Origin of the sequence: Herbidospora cretacea (assembly GCF_001570605.1) — a bacterium.
Classification (GTDB): Bacteria; Actinomycetota; Actinomycetes; order Streptosporangiales; family Streptosporangiaceae; genus Herbidospora; species Herbidospora cretacea.
On record NZ_BBXG01000001.1, the window covers coordinates 35,227 to 49,759 of the forward strand.

A 14,533-nucleotide genomic window follows, 5' to 3' on the forward strand; every position below is an offset into this window, starting at 1 on the left:
ACACCAGGATGACGGGTGTGTTAGAAATCGGTAAATTCCGTCAACGAGCACGCAAAACCTAGACGGATCGGCGAATGTCGATGACGTGGCACCGTCTCGTCTTTCGGCGGCACGACCGGCAGAACCAGTTGTGAATGAGGGCACAAGCGCGGCGGCGCGCGCCTTGCCTGACTGAATCCCCAGGTCAGGAAGGACCACCCCCCACATGACTCGACCTCACCTGCGGTCGCGGGCGTTACGCGCCCTGACCGCGATCATGGTGACGATGGGCGTTGTCGCGGCGCCCCAGAGCGCATACGCGGCAGACATCCCAGCATCGGACTATCAGCAGATCGCGCTCGCCACCGGACCTGGCGAGCTCGGCGAGGCGATGTCCCTGGCCGTCCTGCCGAACCGCTCGGTGCTGCACACCGCGCGCGGCGGCCAGGTGCGGATCACCGACGTCAACGGCAACACCTCCCTCGCGGGCACCCTCAACGTGTACACGCACGACGAAGAGGGCCTCCAGGGCGTGGCGGTCGACCCCGGCTTCGCCACCAACCGGTACGTCTGGCTCTACTACTCGCCCCGGCTGAGCACCCCCGACGGCGACGCCCCGACCACGGGTGACCAGAGCACCTGGAACACCTGGAAGGGCCAGTTCTACCTGTCGCGGTTCACCCTGAACACCAACAACACCCTGAACATGGCCAGTGAAGTGGTCGTGCTGCGGGTGGACAACGACCGCGGCCAGTGCTGCCACGCGGGCGGTGACATCGACTTCGACGCGGCCGGCAACCTCTACCTGACCACGGGCGACGACACCAACCCGTTCGAGTCGAACAGCTACACCCCGATCGACGAGCGCACCAACCGCAATCCGCAGTTCGACGCGCAGCGCTCCTCGGGCAACACCAACGACCTGCGTGGCAAGGTGCTCCGCATCAAGCCACAGGCCAACGGGACCTACACGATCCCGTCGGGCAACCTCTTCGCCCCGGGCACCGCGAACACCCGTCCCGAGATCTACGCGATGGGCCTGCGCAACCCGTTCCGGATGAGCGTCGACAAGGCGACCGGCATCGTCTACCTGGGCGACTACGGCCCGGACGCCGGTTCCAGCGACGCCAACCGGGGGCCGAGCGGCCAGGTCGAGTTCAACCGCATCGCCTCGGCGGGCAACTACGGCTGGCCCTACTGCACCGGCAACAACACCACGGCCGAGACCTACAACGAGTTCACCTTCCCGAGCGGCCCGTCGCAGGCCAAGTACAACTGCGCGGGGCAGCCGACCAACAACTCCTTCCGCAACACCGGCCTGCAGACCCTCCCGCAGCCGCGCCCGGCCTGGATCCGCTACGGCGGCGACGCGGGCTCCCCGGCGGAGTTCGGCGGCGGCTCGGAGTCCCCGATGGGCGGCCCCGTCTACCGGTACGACGCGAGCAGCACCTCCCCGGTCAAGTTCCCGCAGTCGCTCGACGGCCGCTTCTTCGCCGGCGAGTACGGCCGCCGCTGGATCAAGGCCATCGAGGTGACCTCCTCGGGCGGCGTGGGTGAGATCAGCGGGTTCCCGTGGACCGGCACCCAGGTCATGGACATGGCCTTCGGCCCCGACGGCGCCCTCTACGTCCTCGACTACGGCACCGGCTCGGGCAACCAGGCCCTTTACCGCATCGAGTACATCGGCGGCGCCAACCGCAACCCCGTGGCCAAGGCCGCCGGATCCCCGACCTCCGGTGTCGCCCCGCTCGCGGTGACCTTCTCCTCGGCCGGCTCGTCCGACCCCGAGGGCTCGGCGCTGACCTACTCGTGGAACTTCGGCGACGGCACCACCTCCACGGCGGCCAACCCGACCAAGACGTACACCACCAACGGCACCTACAACGTGACGCTGACGGTGCGCGACTCCGGCGGGCTGACCGGCACGGCCAACGTGACGATCACGGTCGGCAACACCGCCCCGACGGTGAACCTGCAGACCCCGCTGAGCGGCCAGCTGTTCAGCTTCGGCGACACGATCCCCTACACGATCTCCGTCAGCGACCCGCAGGACGGCACGATCGACTGCACCAAGGTGAAGTTCACCTACTTCCTCGGCCACGACAGCCACTCGCACCAGATCACCTCGAAGCAGGGCTGCTCCGGCACGATCACCGTCCCGACCGACGGTGAGCACGACGCCGCCGCCAACATCTACGGCGTCTTCACCGCCGAGTACACCGACAACGGCGGCCTGACCACCACGGTCACCCGCACCCTCCAGCCCCGGCACCGCCAGGGCGAGCACTGGGGCGCCCAGAACGGCGTCCAGACCGCCCAGCACGCGGCGGCCGAGGGCGGCACCACGGTCGGGTTCGTCGACAACAACGACTGGATCTCCTTCACGCCGTACAACCTGACCGGCGCGACCTCGCTCACGGCCCGGGTCTCCTCCGGCGGCGTCGGCGGCACCCTCGAAGTGCGCGCGGGCTCGGCGACCGGCACCCTGCTGGGCACCGCCACGGTGGCCAACACCGGGAGCTGGGACACCTTCGCCGACGTGACGGCCAACCTGAGCAACGTGCCGACCTCGTCGACGACCGTGTTCTTCGTCTTCAAGGGCGCCACCGGCCAGGGCAACCTGTTCGACCTCGACGCGTTCACCTTCAACGGCGGCACCTCCAACCCGCCGGCGGGGACAATCGAGGGCGAGGCGTTCACGTCGAACTCCGGCGTTCAGACCGCGGCCCACGCCGCAGCTTCTGGCGGTCTGACCGTGGGTTACATCGACAACGGCGACTGGGCGGGCTACTCGCAGGTGAGCACGTCCGGGAAGACCTCCTTCACGGCGCGCGTCTCCTCGGGCGGTCCCGGCGGCACCATCACGATCCGCTCCGGCAGCCAGACCGGGACGGTCCTCGGCACGGTCGCCGTCCCGAACACCGGCAGCTTCGACACCTTCGCCAACGTCTCCACCTCGCTCAGCGGCTCGGGCACCGGCGCGCTGTTCCTCACCTTCACCGGCGGGTCGGGCGCGCTGTTCGACATCGACACGTTCTCGCTCGGCAGCACCCCGCCGCCGGGCACGACGGTCGAGGGCGAGGCGTTCACCTCCACCTCCGGCGTGCAGCAGGCCACCCACACCCCGGCCTCGGGCGGGCTGACCGCCGGGCACATTGAGAACGGCGACTGGGCGGCCTACAACCAGGTCACCGTGAACGGCGCCACCCGCATCACCGTCAAGTACTCCTCGGCCGGACCCGGCGGGACCATCGAGGTCCGCGCCGGATCGGCCACCGGCACCCTGCTCGGCACGGTGGCGATCCCGCCCACCGGCGGCTGGGAGACCTTCGCGACGACCTCGGCCAACCTGACCGCCGGTTCCGCGACGGGCCAGGTCGTGCTCCGGTTCACCGGCGGCTCGGGCGCCCTGTTCGACGTCGACACCTTCACCATCCAGAAGTGAGGTGAGTCCATGAAGCGCTTACTGATGGGCGCGGTCGCCGCGGCGGCCGTCGTCGCCGCCACGCTCGTGCCGACGGCGGCCAACGCCGCCGACCCGGCCTACCAGGTGCTCGTCTTCTCCAAGACGGCGGGCTTCCGGCACGACTCCATCCCGCAGGGCATCGCGGCGATCCAGTCGATCGGCTCGGCCAACAACTTCACCGTCACCGCGACGGAGGACGCCGCGGCGTTCACCGCCTCGAACCTGGCCAACTACAAGGCCGTGGTCTTCCTGAGCACGACGGGTGACGTGCTGAACGGCACCCAGCAGACCGCGTTCGAGAACTACATCAACGGTGGCGGCGGCTACGTGGGCATCCACGCCGCGGCCGACACCGAGTACGACTGGGCCTACTACGGCAACCTGGTCGGCGCCTGGTTCCAGAGCCACCCGGCCATCCAGACCGCGACCGTCCGCACGGAGGACCGGGCCCACGCGGCCACGGCCCACCTGGGCGCGACCTGGTCCCGGTCGGACGAGTGGTACTCCTACCGCACCAACCCGCGCAGCAGCGTCAAGGTCCTCCAGAACCTCGACGAGGGCAGCTACTCGGGCGGCGGGATGGGCGACCACCCCATCACCTGGTGCAAGAACATCAGCAACGGCCGCAGCTTCTACACCGGCCTCGGCCACACCCAGGCCACCTACGGCGAGGCCAACTTCCGGACGCTGCTCCTCGGCGGCATCCGGTACGCGGCCGGCTGGGCCAAGCAGGACTGCCGCGTCGAGACCGGCTACACGCCGATCTACAACGGCTCCACCACCGGCTGGTCGCAGGCCGGTCCGGGCAGCTTCACCAACTCCGACGCGACCCTGAAGTCGACCGGGGGCCTGGGCCTGCTCTGGTACTCGGCCAAGGAGTACGGCTCGTACTCGCTGAAGCTCGACTGGAAGGCCGACGGCGACGACAACTCCGGCGTGTTCGTCGGGTTCCCGTCGTCCACCGACCCGAACTCGGCGATCAACAACGGCTACGAGATCCAGATCGACGCCACCGACACCTCCGACAAGACGACCGGTTCCGTCTACGGCTTCCAGTCGGCGAACCTCGCCGCCCGCGACGCCGCGCTCAACCCCCCGGGCGAGTGGAACGGGTACGAGATCCTCGTCGAGGGCGAGCGGCTGCGCGTCTACCTGAACGGCCGCCTGATCAACGACTTCACCAACACGGTGGCCAACCGGTCGCTGGCGCAGGGCTACATCGGCCTGCAGAACCACGGCACCGGTGACGACGTGTCGTTCCGGAACGTCCGCATCAAGGAACTGGGCGGCAACCCGCCCCAGCAGCCGGCCACGATCGAGGCCGAGTCGTACACCTCGAACTCGGGGGTCCAGCCCGCCGGTCACGCCACCGCCAGCGGCGGCACCACCGTCGGCTACATCGACAACGGCGACTGGGTCGGTTACGGCAACTTCTCCACCGCCGGGAAGAACAGCTTCTCCGCGCGGGTCTCCTCGGGCGGCCCCGGCGGCACCATCACGATCCGGGCGGGCTCCCAGACCGGCACGGTGCTGGGCACGGTCAACGTGCCGAACACCGGCAGCTGGGACACCTTCCAGACCGTCACCACCTCGCTGAACAGCAACGCCTCCGGGCCGCTGTTCCTCACGTTCAGCGGCGGCTCCGGCGCCCTGCTCGACGTCGACACCATCACCCTGGCCACCGGCTCCACGCCGACGCAGACCACGGTCCAGGGCGAGGCGTTCACGTCGCAGTCGGGCGTCCAGACGGCCGCGCACGGCCCCGCCGTCGGCGGGACCACGCTCGGCTTCATCGACAACGGCGACTGGGCCGGCTACAACCAGGTCACCGCCAACGGCGCCACCCGCGTCACGGTGCGCTACTCCTCCGGCGGACCGGGCGGCACCATCGAGGTCCGCGCGGGCTCCCAGACCGGCACCGTGATCGGCACCCTGTCGATCCCGAACACCGGCAGCTGGGACACCTTCCAGTCGGTCTCCGCGAACCTCACGAGCTCGGCCTCCGGGGCGATCTTCCTGAGGTTCACCGGCGGATCCGGCTCCCTCTTCGACGTCGACCAGTTCACGATCGAGAAGTAGCCGCTCCTGACGAGATGACGAAGGCCCCCCGGGAACTGTCCCGGGGGGCCTTTCGCCGTCTGGCACAGACATCCGCAGCCTGTCCTTTGGCTTCCGATCTTCGCGGTCGCACCGTTCAGCGGCCAGGGGCCTTTGTGTGCAGAACGGGTTATGTCTGCTTCGGGTGTGCCTGCCGGCGGTGGCGCCGCGGGACGAGTGCATCCTCTGGGGTGATCAGAGCTGTGCGCCGGCGCTTCTCGTGATCGGAATTGTCGTGATCGGTCGCTACCCTGTGGTCTCCGCTCATCAAGGGGAGAAATATGAGTCCGGTCACACCCGAGATGATCAACTATTACGTACAGCTCCTCAAGGACCTGAATCAGCTGGATCCCTATATCAACAACGCGATGTTCTGGATGGTGGTCCGAGGGCGGACAGAGCCCCTCACGGTCACTGATGTCGCGCGTCGGCTGGAGGTCGACCTCGACACGGCAATTCCCCGCACGGTGCTGGAGCCAGGGCGGGAGGAGGTCGTCGTTCTGGAACAGAGCGACGACGGTGTGGTCGTGCTGGGGTCCAACGCCTACATCGGCGATCCCGGCATCTGGGCCCGCCTGACCGAGAATGCGCAGGCGTGGGGTTTCTGGTGGCTGGTCAACAATGCCAACAGCTTGTTCTACGCCGCTGACGGCAAACTCATCACCGAGATGAACGTCTTCCATCCCAGCCCTGCGGAATGTACGGGCCGGAATACACGGGCACTGGACGATCACCTCGGTGCGATCAGGGCGCTCGTGGCACAAAGGGAGGCTGATGACCGGGCAGGGGCATTCGACGCTCCCCCCTATCCCAGATATCCGAACTTCCAGACCGCCCTGGCAACCGTGGAAGCGATGACAGGCGTTCGGTTGGACCTCGACCGGTTTACCCGAAAGCAACTGTCCATCCAAGCCCGCGGCCTGTAGTCGTCCCTCAGCGGCCTTGCTGCCGCCCGGTCGAGGGTCTTCAGTGGTCGGGTGTTGAATTGAGCGGCGACGGCGTCGAGGTTCTCGCGGGTGTGGACCGATAGGTCGGCGCCCATGGTGAAGTCGCTGATCATCGCCATGGACGCGGCACGGCGGGGCTGGCGCTGCTGGGCTAGGCGGCGGGGCCTGCGCATCGTGCGGCCGGTGCGCGGCGCCCGGGTCAGCTCGCGGCGCAGTTCACCGCGGCCGACCTTGCTCGGTCTGGGGTCCGGTCGCCGCGCGTCGGCTCGGGGCTGGTCCGCGTGTGGCCGGTACCGGGTGTTCATGGGATCCCGGTCGCGGCGGATCTTCGGCTGATGGTTGAGGGCGCACGGCCGCGCTCGGGACGCGGCAAAAGGAGGCACCGTCGGTCGTTTGACCGGCGGTGCCCCCTTCTTGTGTGACGTGTTCGGTTTCCAGCCGCTCCCGACGATCTGGCACGCTTCTAGAAGCCGCAGAGCTCCGCGAGGGACTTGTCCTCGGTCGCCTGCGAGTTGGGGGTCGGGACCTGCGTCGGCCTGGCCGCCGTCGGGGTCGGCGACGGGCTCGGCCGGGCCGGGCCGCTGCCGCTCGGCGAGGCGGTCACGCCCGCCTGGACGGGGGCCACGGCGCCGTTCGACTTGCGGATGGCCTGCGCCACCATCTTGTGGATCTTGGCCCAGTCGGCGCTACCCGGCCAGATCTGCGGCGGCACGAACTGGGTGCTGGTGATCTTGGCGTTCTTCACCTTCATGCCGAGCGTCACCAGGTGCTCCAGCAGCGGGCGGGGGATGTCGGTCCGGAAGAGCCGCTTCGCCGCCGACACGATCTTCGTGAAGTTGGCCAGCACGACCGGGGGCGACGCCTGCTGGGCCAGCGCGCCGATGACGCAGCGCTGGCGGCCCATCCGGGAGAAGTCGTCGCTGCCGACGCGGGAGCGGCCGTACCAGAGGACCTGCTCGCCGTTCAGGACGCGCTTGCCCGCCGCGATGGTCCCGGCGGTGCCGTAGACGCCGCCGTACTTGATGTCGGTCTGCACGTTGATCTCCAGGCCGCCGATGGCGTCGACCAGCGCGGCGAAGCCGTACATGTCGACCATGGCGTAGTAGTCGACGTGCAGGCCCAAGGTGGTGCTGATGGCGTCCTTGAGGGCGGCCGGGCCGCGTACCCCCAGGTTCGGGTAGTCCTCGGCGTACTGCCAGACCTCGTTCAGCAGGCCGCCGTTGGGCAGTTCGGCGCGGAAGCCGTTGGGGAACTGCCGGTTGAGCGGGCTGTTCTTGCTGAAGTGGACGTGCTGGAGGTTGCGCGGCAGCGCGAACAGGACCGTGTTGCCGGTCTGGATGTTGACGCTGGCCACCTGCATCGAGTCGGTCCGCACGCCGACCCGGTTGCCGGCCGCGTCGCCGCCGATGAGCAGGAAGTTGACCCGTTTCTTGCCGTTCCACGGGTCCTCGGCCTTGATGGGCACGGCGGTCGGGTTGCCCGCCTCGGCGTCGGAGGGGAAGCTCTCCAGTAGGTCCTGCGCGGCGTTGACCGTGGTCGCCGCGAACGCGAAGGGGGCCATCACCGCGACGCACAGCGCGCCCACGGCGATGCCCGACACGATCTGCCCCCGCTGCGGCAGCCGGTCGGGCTGCAGCGTGACGTAGGACATGAGCACCAGCCCGAACCACGCCACCGCGAGCACGGCCGACCCGACCAGGGCGGTCGTCAGCGTGCTCTCCCGGACGGCCGAGCCGACGTTGCCCAGGATCCCGAGGCCGAACACGACGGCCGCGACGAGGACGACGCCGAACGTGGCGAGGAAGATGTAGCCCTGCTTGCGCCGCCCGCTGCGCAGGTGCGCCGCGCCCGGCACGATCGCCGACACGGCGGTCCAGCCGATGACGCCGCCGGTGGTCAGCGGACGCCCGAACTGCGGCGCGCGGCCCCCCTTGCCGGGGCCCGCGGGCCTGGCGGGGCCGCCGGGCCGCTGGGGCGGCAGGGGAGCGGGCTTGCGCGGCGGTCCCGGCCGGGTGACCTCGTCGTCGGCGACCCGCTGCTCGGCCGGCGGACCCTGCACGGCCGGCGCGGGCGTGAACTGCGGCCCGGAGGCCGCGGCGCCCGAGTGCACGACCGTGTCGGGGCGGGCCGAGGCGCGCGGGCCGGCGTTCTTGGGGACCGGGTCGGGCTGCGGCCCGGCGGTCTTCGGGATCGCGGCGAAGGACCCGGTCTGCGGAGGCTCCGACGGACCCGAGGCCTGCGCGGGCTCGGTAGGCGGTTCTGCGGTCTTCTGCGGCTCTTCGGATGTTTCGTCAGCCGCCCCGCCGGGGAAGTCCTCGGAAGACTTCTGGGGGCGCTTACGGGTGCGTCTCTGACGTGACTCGTCTCCCGCGGCTCCCCCACGACCCATGGTCGACCGCTCCTCTGCTCGTTCTTGCCCCTGCGATGCCCAGGGATTCTAGCCCTCAAATCTGGACAACACTGAACACATCCGGAAAGAAGGCCTTGTCTAGGAGACGGCGTTCGCGGGCATCGCCCACGTGTTGCACTGATGCGTCCGCTGCTTCTGCCACCCCTGCCGGAACCACACCCCGTTGTTGGGCGGCGATCCGTGGTCGCGCGGCCAGCCGGGCTGGTCGCCGACGTTGCTCCAGAACGCGAACAGGTCGTCGCGCCGTCCGGCCGGAACGGGATAGGTCGGCGCGACCGCGCGCATGAACATCCCCGCGAAGCAGTTGGCCTGGAGTTCGAGCCGCCTGCTGAGCGCGAGCCGCTGACTCTCCGACGCCGACGCCAGCGTCCGCTCCCAGCGCGCCTGCGCGAGGCCGGTGAGCTGCTGCACGTGGTGGCCGTACTCGTGGCCCATCATCGCCGTGTAGGTGCCGTGCCAGGCGGAGAAGCTCGCGTACCCCGCGGCCTCGCCGTTGCCGTTCGCCATCGCCTTGGTGGAGGCGTAGACGGACATCGTGCGGGGGCAGTAGTAGGGCGCGGCGCTGTTGGACTGGGGGAAGTCCCCGCACGGCCCGCGGCCCTTGCCCGCCGCGATGACCCACTTCGGCCGCTCGAACGGGATGCCGACCTTCTCCAGCGCGGTCTTCCAGGCCTGGTCCATGCACTTGGCGGTCCGCAGGATGTGTGCCTTGATCTGGGCGTGCACGAACACGTTCGCGCCGCCGCCCCGGCAGCGGGTGCGGGGGAGGGGACCGGCCGCGTAGACGGTGTTCGATTTGAGCGAGGTGTTGAGCGGGGCCTTCTTCTGGGGCGCGCGGGTGGGCTCACCGGTGGGGCGGGCGCCGTCCCGCAGCGTCGTGACGACCGGCTCCCGCGAGGTCGCGCGGTCGCTCAGCGAGGCGCCGACGACGAGCACCGTGAACACGACGGCGATCAGCCCGAGGACGCCGCCGAGGATCGCCCCCGCGCTCGACTTGCGGCGCGGCTGCCACTGGTGAGGTAACTGGCGGGGCGGTCCGTAGGGTCCGGCGGGCGGGAGCCGCGTGCCGGGCGGGTACGGGTGCGGGGCAGGGTACCTCTGCGGGGGCTGTGGCGGGCCTCCTGAACCGTATGGGTGCCGCCCGGGAGGCGGCGGATACGGCTGGCCCATCTCTTTGACCCCCTTGGTTGAGAATGGGCAGAACAATACTGATTTCACACTCGTCACGGATGTCGCACCAGTCGGGCACGGCGCGTAATCATCCGAGGTGATCTCTGCGATGTTCCGGATTCGGACGGGTCGTCTGCCCTAGCGTCTTTGGCATGAATCTGCAACAGCTCCGCTATGTGGTAGCCACCGCAGAGCACCGCACCATGACCGACGCCGCACGGTCCCTCTACATCGCGCAGCCCGCGTTATCCCGCGCCATCCGGGACCTGGAACGCGAGCTCGGGATGACACTCTTCGCCCGCTCCGGGCGAGGGGTGGTCGTGACCGCGCAGGGACGCCGGGTCGTCAAGCTCGCCCGGGAGGCGCTCGACGCCGTCCGGGAGATCGAGGCGCTCGCGACCCAGTCGCACACCTCGGGTGCGGAACTGCGCATCGCGTCGACGCCGAGCCTGGAACCGGGGCTCGCGGGTCGCCTTCTGCCCGCCTATGTGGCGGAGCATCCTGGAATCCGCGTGCACATCGTCCGCTGCGACGGGCGGGAGAGCGTCGTCACCGCCGTCCGCGAGCAGCGGGCCGACCTCGGCCTGACCGATCTGCCGGTGCCCACCGACCTGGTCAGTCATCCGCTGGAGCGGCAGGAGATCGTGCTGATCTCGCCGCCCGGCCTCGACCTGCCCGACCCGGTGCCGATGAGCAGGCTCAACGGCATGCGGCTGGTGCTGCCCGGCCAGGGCAGCCCGCGCCGCCGGGAGTTCGACCAGATCTTCAGCTCGTACGGTGTCCGCCCCATCCCCGCGGTGGAGTCGGACGAGAGGGCCAAGTGGCTCCCGGCCGTGCGCGAGGGTCAGGCCTCGCTCCTGTGGTACCGCGGCATGGCCGAGCAGGCGGCCCGCGCCGGTCTGGTCGTGCGCTCGCTCGACCCGGCTCCCCGGAAGATCATCGCGATCGTGCACGCCCGCAAGCGGCTGCCCGCGACCGCGCTCGACTTCGTCACCCTCGCAGAAGGAGGATCCGCCGCTTAAAGGCTTGGACCGTTCCAAATCCGACTTGTCGGATTAGTGGGCCGGACCTGTGGGGGAACTTCTGGATCGGCCATTTCCCGAAGCACCACCGCAGTCCTGGCGACGGCGCGGAGCGAGACGCGGGCGGCCGCAGGCCGCCCGTGGCTCGCGCTGTGAACCTGCCCAAAAGAAGTAGGCTCCTTGGCGATGTCTACTCTGCGCCTTCGCGGCCGTGTGTTCGGTCCCGGCGACCACGCGATCATGGCCGTGGTCAACCGCACGCCCGACTCCTTCTACGACCGAGGCGCGACCTACGGTTTCGAGGCCGCCCTCGACGCCGCCTCCCGGCAGATCGCCGAGGGCGCCGACATCGTGGACATCGGCGGCGTGAAAGCGGGGCCCGGCGACGACGTCGACGTGGCGGAGGAGATCCGCCGGGTCGCCGACCTCGTGGCGGCCGTCCGCGCCCGCCACGACGACGTGATCATCAGCGTCGACACCTGGCGCGCCGAGGTCGGCGAGGTCGTCGCGGCGGCCGGCGCCGACCTGCTCAACGACACCTGGGGCGGCGTCGACCCCGGCCTGGCCGACGTGGCCGCCAGGCACGGCATCGGCCTGGTCTGCGCCCACGCCGGACGCGTCGAGCCGCGCACCCGCCCCCATCGGATCGCCTACGACGACGTGGTGGGCGACGTGGTGGCGTACACGACCGACCTCGCGGAGAAGGCGCTCGCCGCCGGGGTGGCGCGCGACCGGATCCTGATCGACCCCGCCCACGACTTCGGCAAGAACACCTACCACTCCCTGGAGCTCAGCCGCCGCCTCGACGAGATGGTCGCGACCGGCTGGCCGGTCCTGGTGGCCGTCTCCAACAAGGACTTCGTCGGCGAGACCCTCGGCGGCCTCCCCGTCGACCGGCGCCACGCGGGCACCCTCGCGACCCTGGCGATCTCGGCGCTCCAGGGCGCGCGGGTCTTCCGGGTCCACGACGCGGCGTCGGCCCGCAAGGTCCTGGACACCGTCAGCCGTACATCACCGACAGGAACCTGACCAGGATCGCCTCCCTGGTCTTGGCCGGGAGGGCGTCGAGGACCGCGTTGACGGCGGCCATCTCGGGCTGGTCGCGGGAGGTCAGGTCGATGCCGACCGAGGCGGCCAGTTCCACGAAGGTGGGGTCGTCGAGTTCGTCCAGGTTGAGTGAGGCGATCAGTTCGGGGAGGCCCTCGGGGACGAGCGCCGGGCCCTTCTGGCGGGCGGCCTCGGCCGACTCGGCGATCACGGCGAGCATCGCGTCGACCCGCTCCAGCGTCACGCCGGTCACGGTGATGTGGATGTTGGCGGGGATCCCGGCGTAGGAGAGCTGGGGCTGGAGGAACCAGCCGCGCCTGCGCGCCTCGTCGGCGAGCACGAACACGTCGACCTCGGGCGAGCCCGCAATCGCGACCAGGGCGGCCTGCGGGTCGCCGAGCACCCGCAGCCCGGGGATCTTCGCGGCGCCCTCGGCGATCCGGCGGGTGGCCTCCAGGGTGGTCCGGCCCAGTTCGATGTAGCCCTCGCGGCCCAGCGCGTGGAGGGTGCCCCAGGCGCCGCCGAGCGGCCCGGCCGAGCGGGAGCTCTGCACGGTGGCGTTGATGATCGTGTAGCCGGGCCAGCCGGCCGAGGCGAAGTAGGCCTTGCGGCGCAGTGCGGCGTCCTTGAACAGCAGCACGGACGCGCCCTTGGGGGCGTACCCGAACTTGTGCAGGTCGCAGGAGATCGACGTGACACCCGGCACGGACAGGTCGAACGGCGGCACCTCGGCCCCGGCCTCCCGCAGCCACGGCAGCAGCCAGCCGCCGACGCACGCGTCGACGTGGCAGGGGATGCCGCGCGCGGCGGCCAGGGCCGCGACCTGCTCGACGGGGTCGATGACGCCCTGCGGGTAGGAGGGCGCCGAGACGACCACGAGCACCGTCTGCTGGGTGATCGCGGCCTCCATCAGGGCCGGGTCGACGGTGAAGGTCTCCAGATCGACCGGGACGGCGACCACCTCGACCCCGAGGTAGTGGGCGGCCTTGTGGAAGGCCGGATGCGCGGTGACCGGAACGACCATCTGGGGGCGCTCGATCCCGGCGGCGTCCCGGGCGGCCTTGACGGCCAGCATGATCGACTCGGTGCCGCCGCTGGTGAAGATCCCCGGCGCGCCGGGCTGGCCGAGCTCGGCCGCGACCGCCCCGACCACGTCCTTCTCCAGGGCGACCATGCTCGGGAACGCCGTCGGGTCGAGCATGTTGACCTCGAGCATCCCGGCGTAGACGGCCGCGCCGGCCTCGTGGACCTCGGGACGGCCGGTGTCGTACACGTACGCGGTGACCTGCCCGCCCCGGACGGGGAGGTCGGCCTCCTGTGCCTCGGCCAGCCGGGCGAGCAGTTCCTCAGCGGCCACGCCGCGGTGGGGGAGCATGCGATCACTTTACGGAACCCCACGCGTATCACGTGAGAAGGTGGCACCCAGGGCACAGCGGACAATTGTCCGTTCCGACGACAGATGGGACCTGTTTCATGCGAGTGGCAGCCTTCGTTGCCGGCCTCTTAGCCGTGCTGGTGGCGGCTCCGCCCGCCGTCGCCTCGACGGCCCCCAAATATCCGACCTCGTTCTCCCTGCCGGACGGCTTCACGCCCGAGGGCATCGCGATCGACGAGGGACGCTCGGCCTACTTCGGCTCCCGCACGACCGGGGCGATCTACAAGGCCGACCTGCGCACCGGGCAGGGCAAGGTGATCAACGAGGGGCCGGGCACGCCGTCCCTGGGCCTGAAGGTCAAGCGGAACCGGCTGTTCGTGGCGGGCGGCACCGCCGGGACCGCCCGGGTGCTCGACGCGCGGACCGGGAAACTGCTGAAGAGCTACACGCTGGCGACCGGCAACTCGTTCGTGAACGACGTCGTGCTGACCCGCGACGCGGCCTACTTCACCGACTCGACCAATCCGGTCCTCTACCGGCTCGACCTGCGCCGGTGGGGCCGTCTCCCCGCCGAGGCCGTCACGATCCCGCTGACCGGCGACATCGCCTACACGACCGGCATCAACGTCAACGGGATCGAGCAGACGCCCGACGGCAAGGGGCTGCTGCTGATCCAGTCGAACACCGGGAAGCTGTTCCGGGCCGACAAGAAGACCGGCGCGACCAAGCAGGTCGACCTCGGGACCGAGCTGCTGACCAACGGCGACGGGCTGCTCCTGGAGGGGCGCAAGCTGGTCGTCGTCCAGAACTTCCTGAACACGGTGACCTGGGTCGGCCTCGACCGCCGGGCGACGAAGGGCGCCGTCGACCGCAAGGTGACCGACCCGAGGTTCGACGTCCCGACGACGGTCGCCGCCTTCCGCGACCGCCTCTACCTGCCGAACGGCCGCTTCAGCACGCCCCCGACCCCGACGACGCCCTACACCGTCGTGGCCATCGACCGCCACTGACGCACGATGG

9 protein-coding genes and 1 pseudogene are annotated in these 14,533 nt (G+C 70.1%); 6 read left to right on the plus strand and 4 right to left on the minus strand.

What is annotated here, in order from left to right; all coding sequences use genetic code 11:
* Positions 1-205: 205 nt before the first annotated feature.
* The 3 genes from AW270_RS00130 to AW270_RS00140 all read left to right on the plus strand — a co-directional run bounded on the left by AW270_RS00130 (position 206) and on the right by AW270_RS00140 (position 6,468).
* Positions 206-3,424, plus strand: a complete 3,219-nt coding sequence (locus tag AW270_RS00130; protein WP_061288817.1) for a carbohydrate-binding protein — start codon at positions 206-208, stop codon at positions 3,422-3,424.
* A gap of 9 nt (positions 3,425-3,433) precedes the next feature.
* Positions 3,434-5,524, plus strand: a complete 2,091-nt coding sequence (locus AW270_RS37165) for a ThuA domain-containing protein (RefSeq protein WP_082801185.1) — start codon at positions 3,434-3,436, stop codon at positions 5,522-5,524.
* A 299-nt stretch (positions 5,525-5,823) separates the two neighbouring features.
* Positions 5,824-6,468: a hypothetical protein gene (locus tag AW270_RS00140; RefSeq protein WP_157521590.1), complete on the plus strand. Its 645-nt coding sequence runs from the start codon at positions 5,824-5,826 to the stop codon at positions 6,466-6,468.
* 122 nt (positions 6,469-6,590) lie between these two features.
* Here AW270_RS00140 and AW270_RS42250 read toward each other — a convergent pair.
* The 3 genes and pseudogenes from AW270_RS42250 to AW270_RS00150 form a co-directional block, all read right to left on the minus strand.
* Positions 6,591-6,850: pseudogene (locus AW270_RS42250) on the minus strand (IS30 family transposase); the annotation flags it as partial.
* A 102-nt stretch (positions 6,851-6,952) separates the two neighbouring features.
* A complete protein-coding gene (locus AW270_RS00145; protein WP_082801186.1) occupies positions 6,953-8,878 on the minus strand; it encodes an LCP family protein in 1,926 nt (641 codons plus the stop codon).
* Positions 8,879-8,977: 99 nt separating this feature from the next.
* A complete protein-coding gene (locus tag AW270_RS00150) occupies positions 8,978-9,844 on the minus strand; it encodes a neutral zinc metallopeptidase (protein ID WP_245674500.1) in 867 nt (288 codons plus the stop codon).
* Between the two features lie 377 nt (positions 9,845-10,221).
* On the opposite strand from AW270_RS00150, the gene AW270_RS00155 reads away from it, so the two are divergent.
* Entirely contained in the window at positions 10,222-11,091 is an 870-nt protein-coding gene (locus AW270_RS00155; protein ID WP_061288819.1) for a LysR family transcriptional regulator, read from the plus strand.
* Between the two features lie 186 nt (positions 11,092-11,277).
* Complete coding sequence (folP, locus tag AW270_RS00160; RefSeq protein WP_061288821.1) at positions 11,278-12,120, plus strand: dihydropteroate synthase; 843 nt, start codon at positions 11,278-11,280, stop codon at positions 12,118-12,120.
* Here folP and AW270_RS00165 read toward each other — a convergent pair.
* On the minus strand, positions 12,092-13,513 hold the full coding sequence (locus AW270_RS00165) for a pyridoxal phosphate-dependent decarboxylase family protein (protein ID WP_061288823.1): 1,422 nt from the start codon (positions 13,511-13,513) through the stop codon (positions 12,092-12,094). The two genes, folP and AW270_RS00165, sit on opposite strands and share 29 nt — an antisense overlap.
* A 104-nt stretch (positions 13,514-13,617) precedes the next feature.
* Here AW270_RS00165 and AW270_RS00170 point away from each other — a divergent pair, with 104 nt between their 5' ends.
* Positions 13,618-14,523, plus strand: coding sequence for an SMP-30/gluconolactonase/LRE family protein (locus AW270_RS00170; protein WP_218009032.1), 906 nt, complete (start codon positions 13,618-13,620; stop codon positions 14,521-14,523).
* Positions 14,524-14,533: the final 10 nt, after the last annotated feature.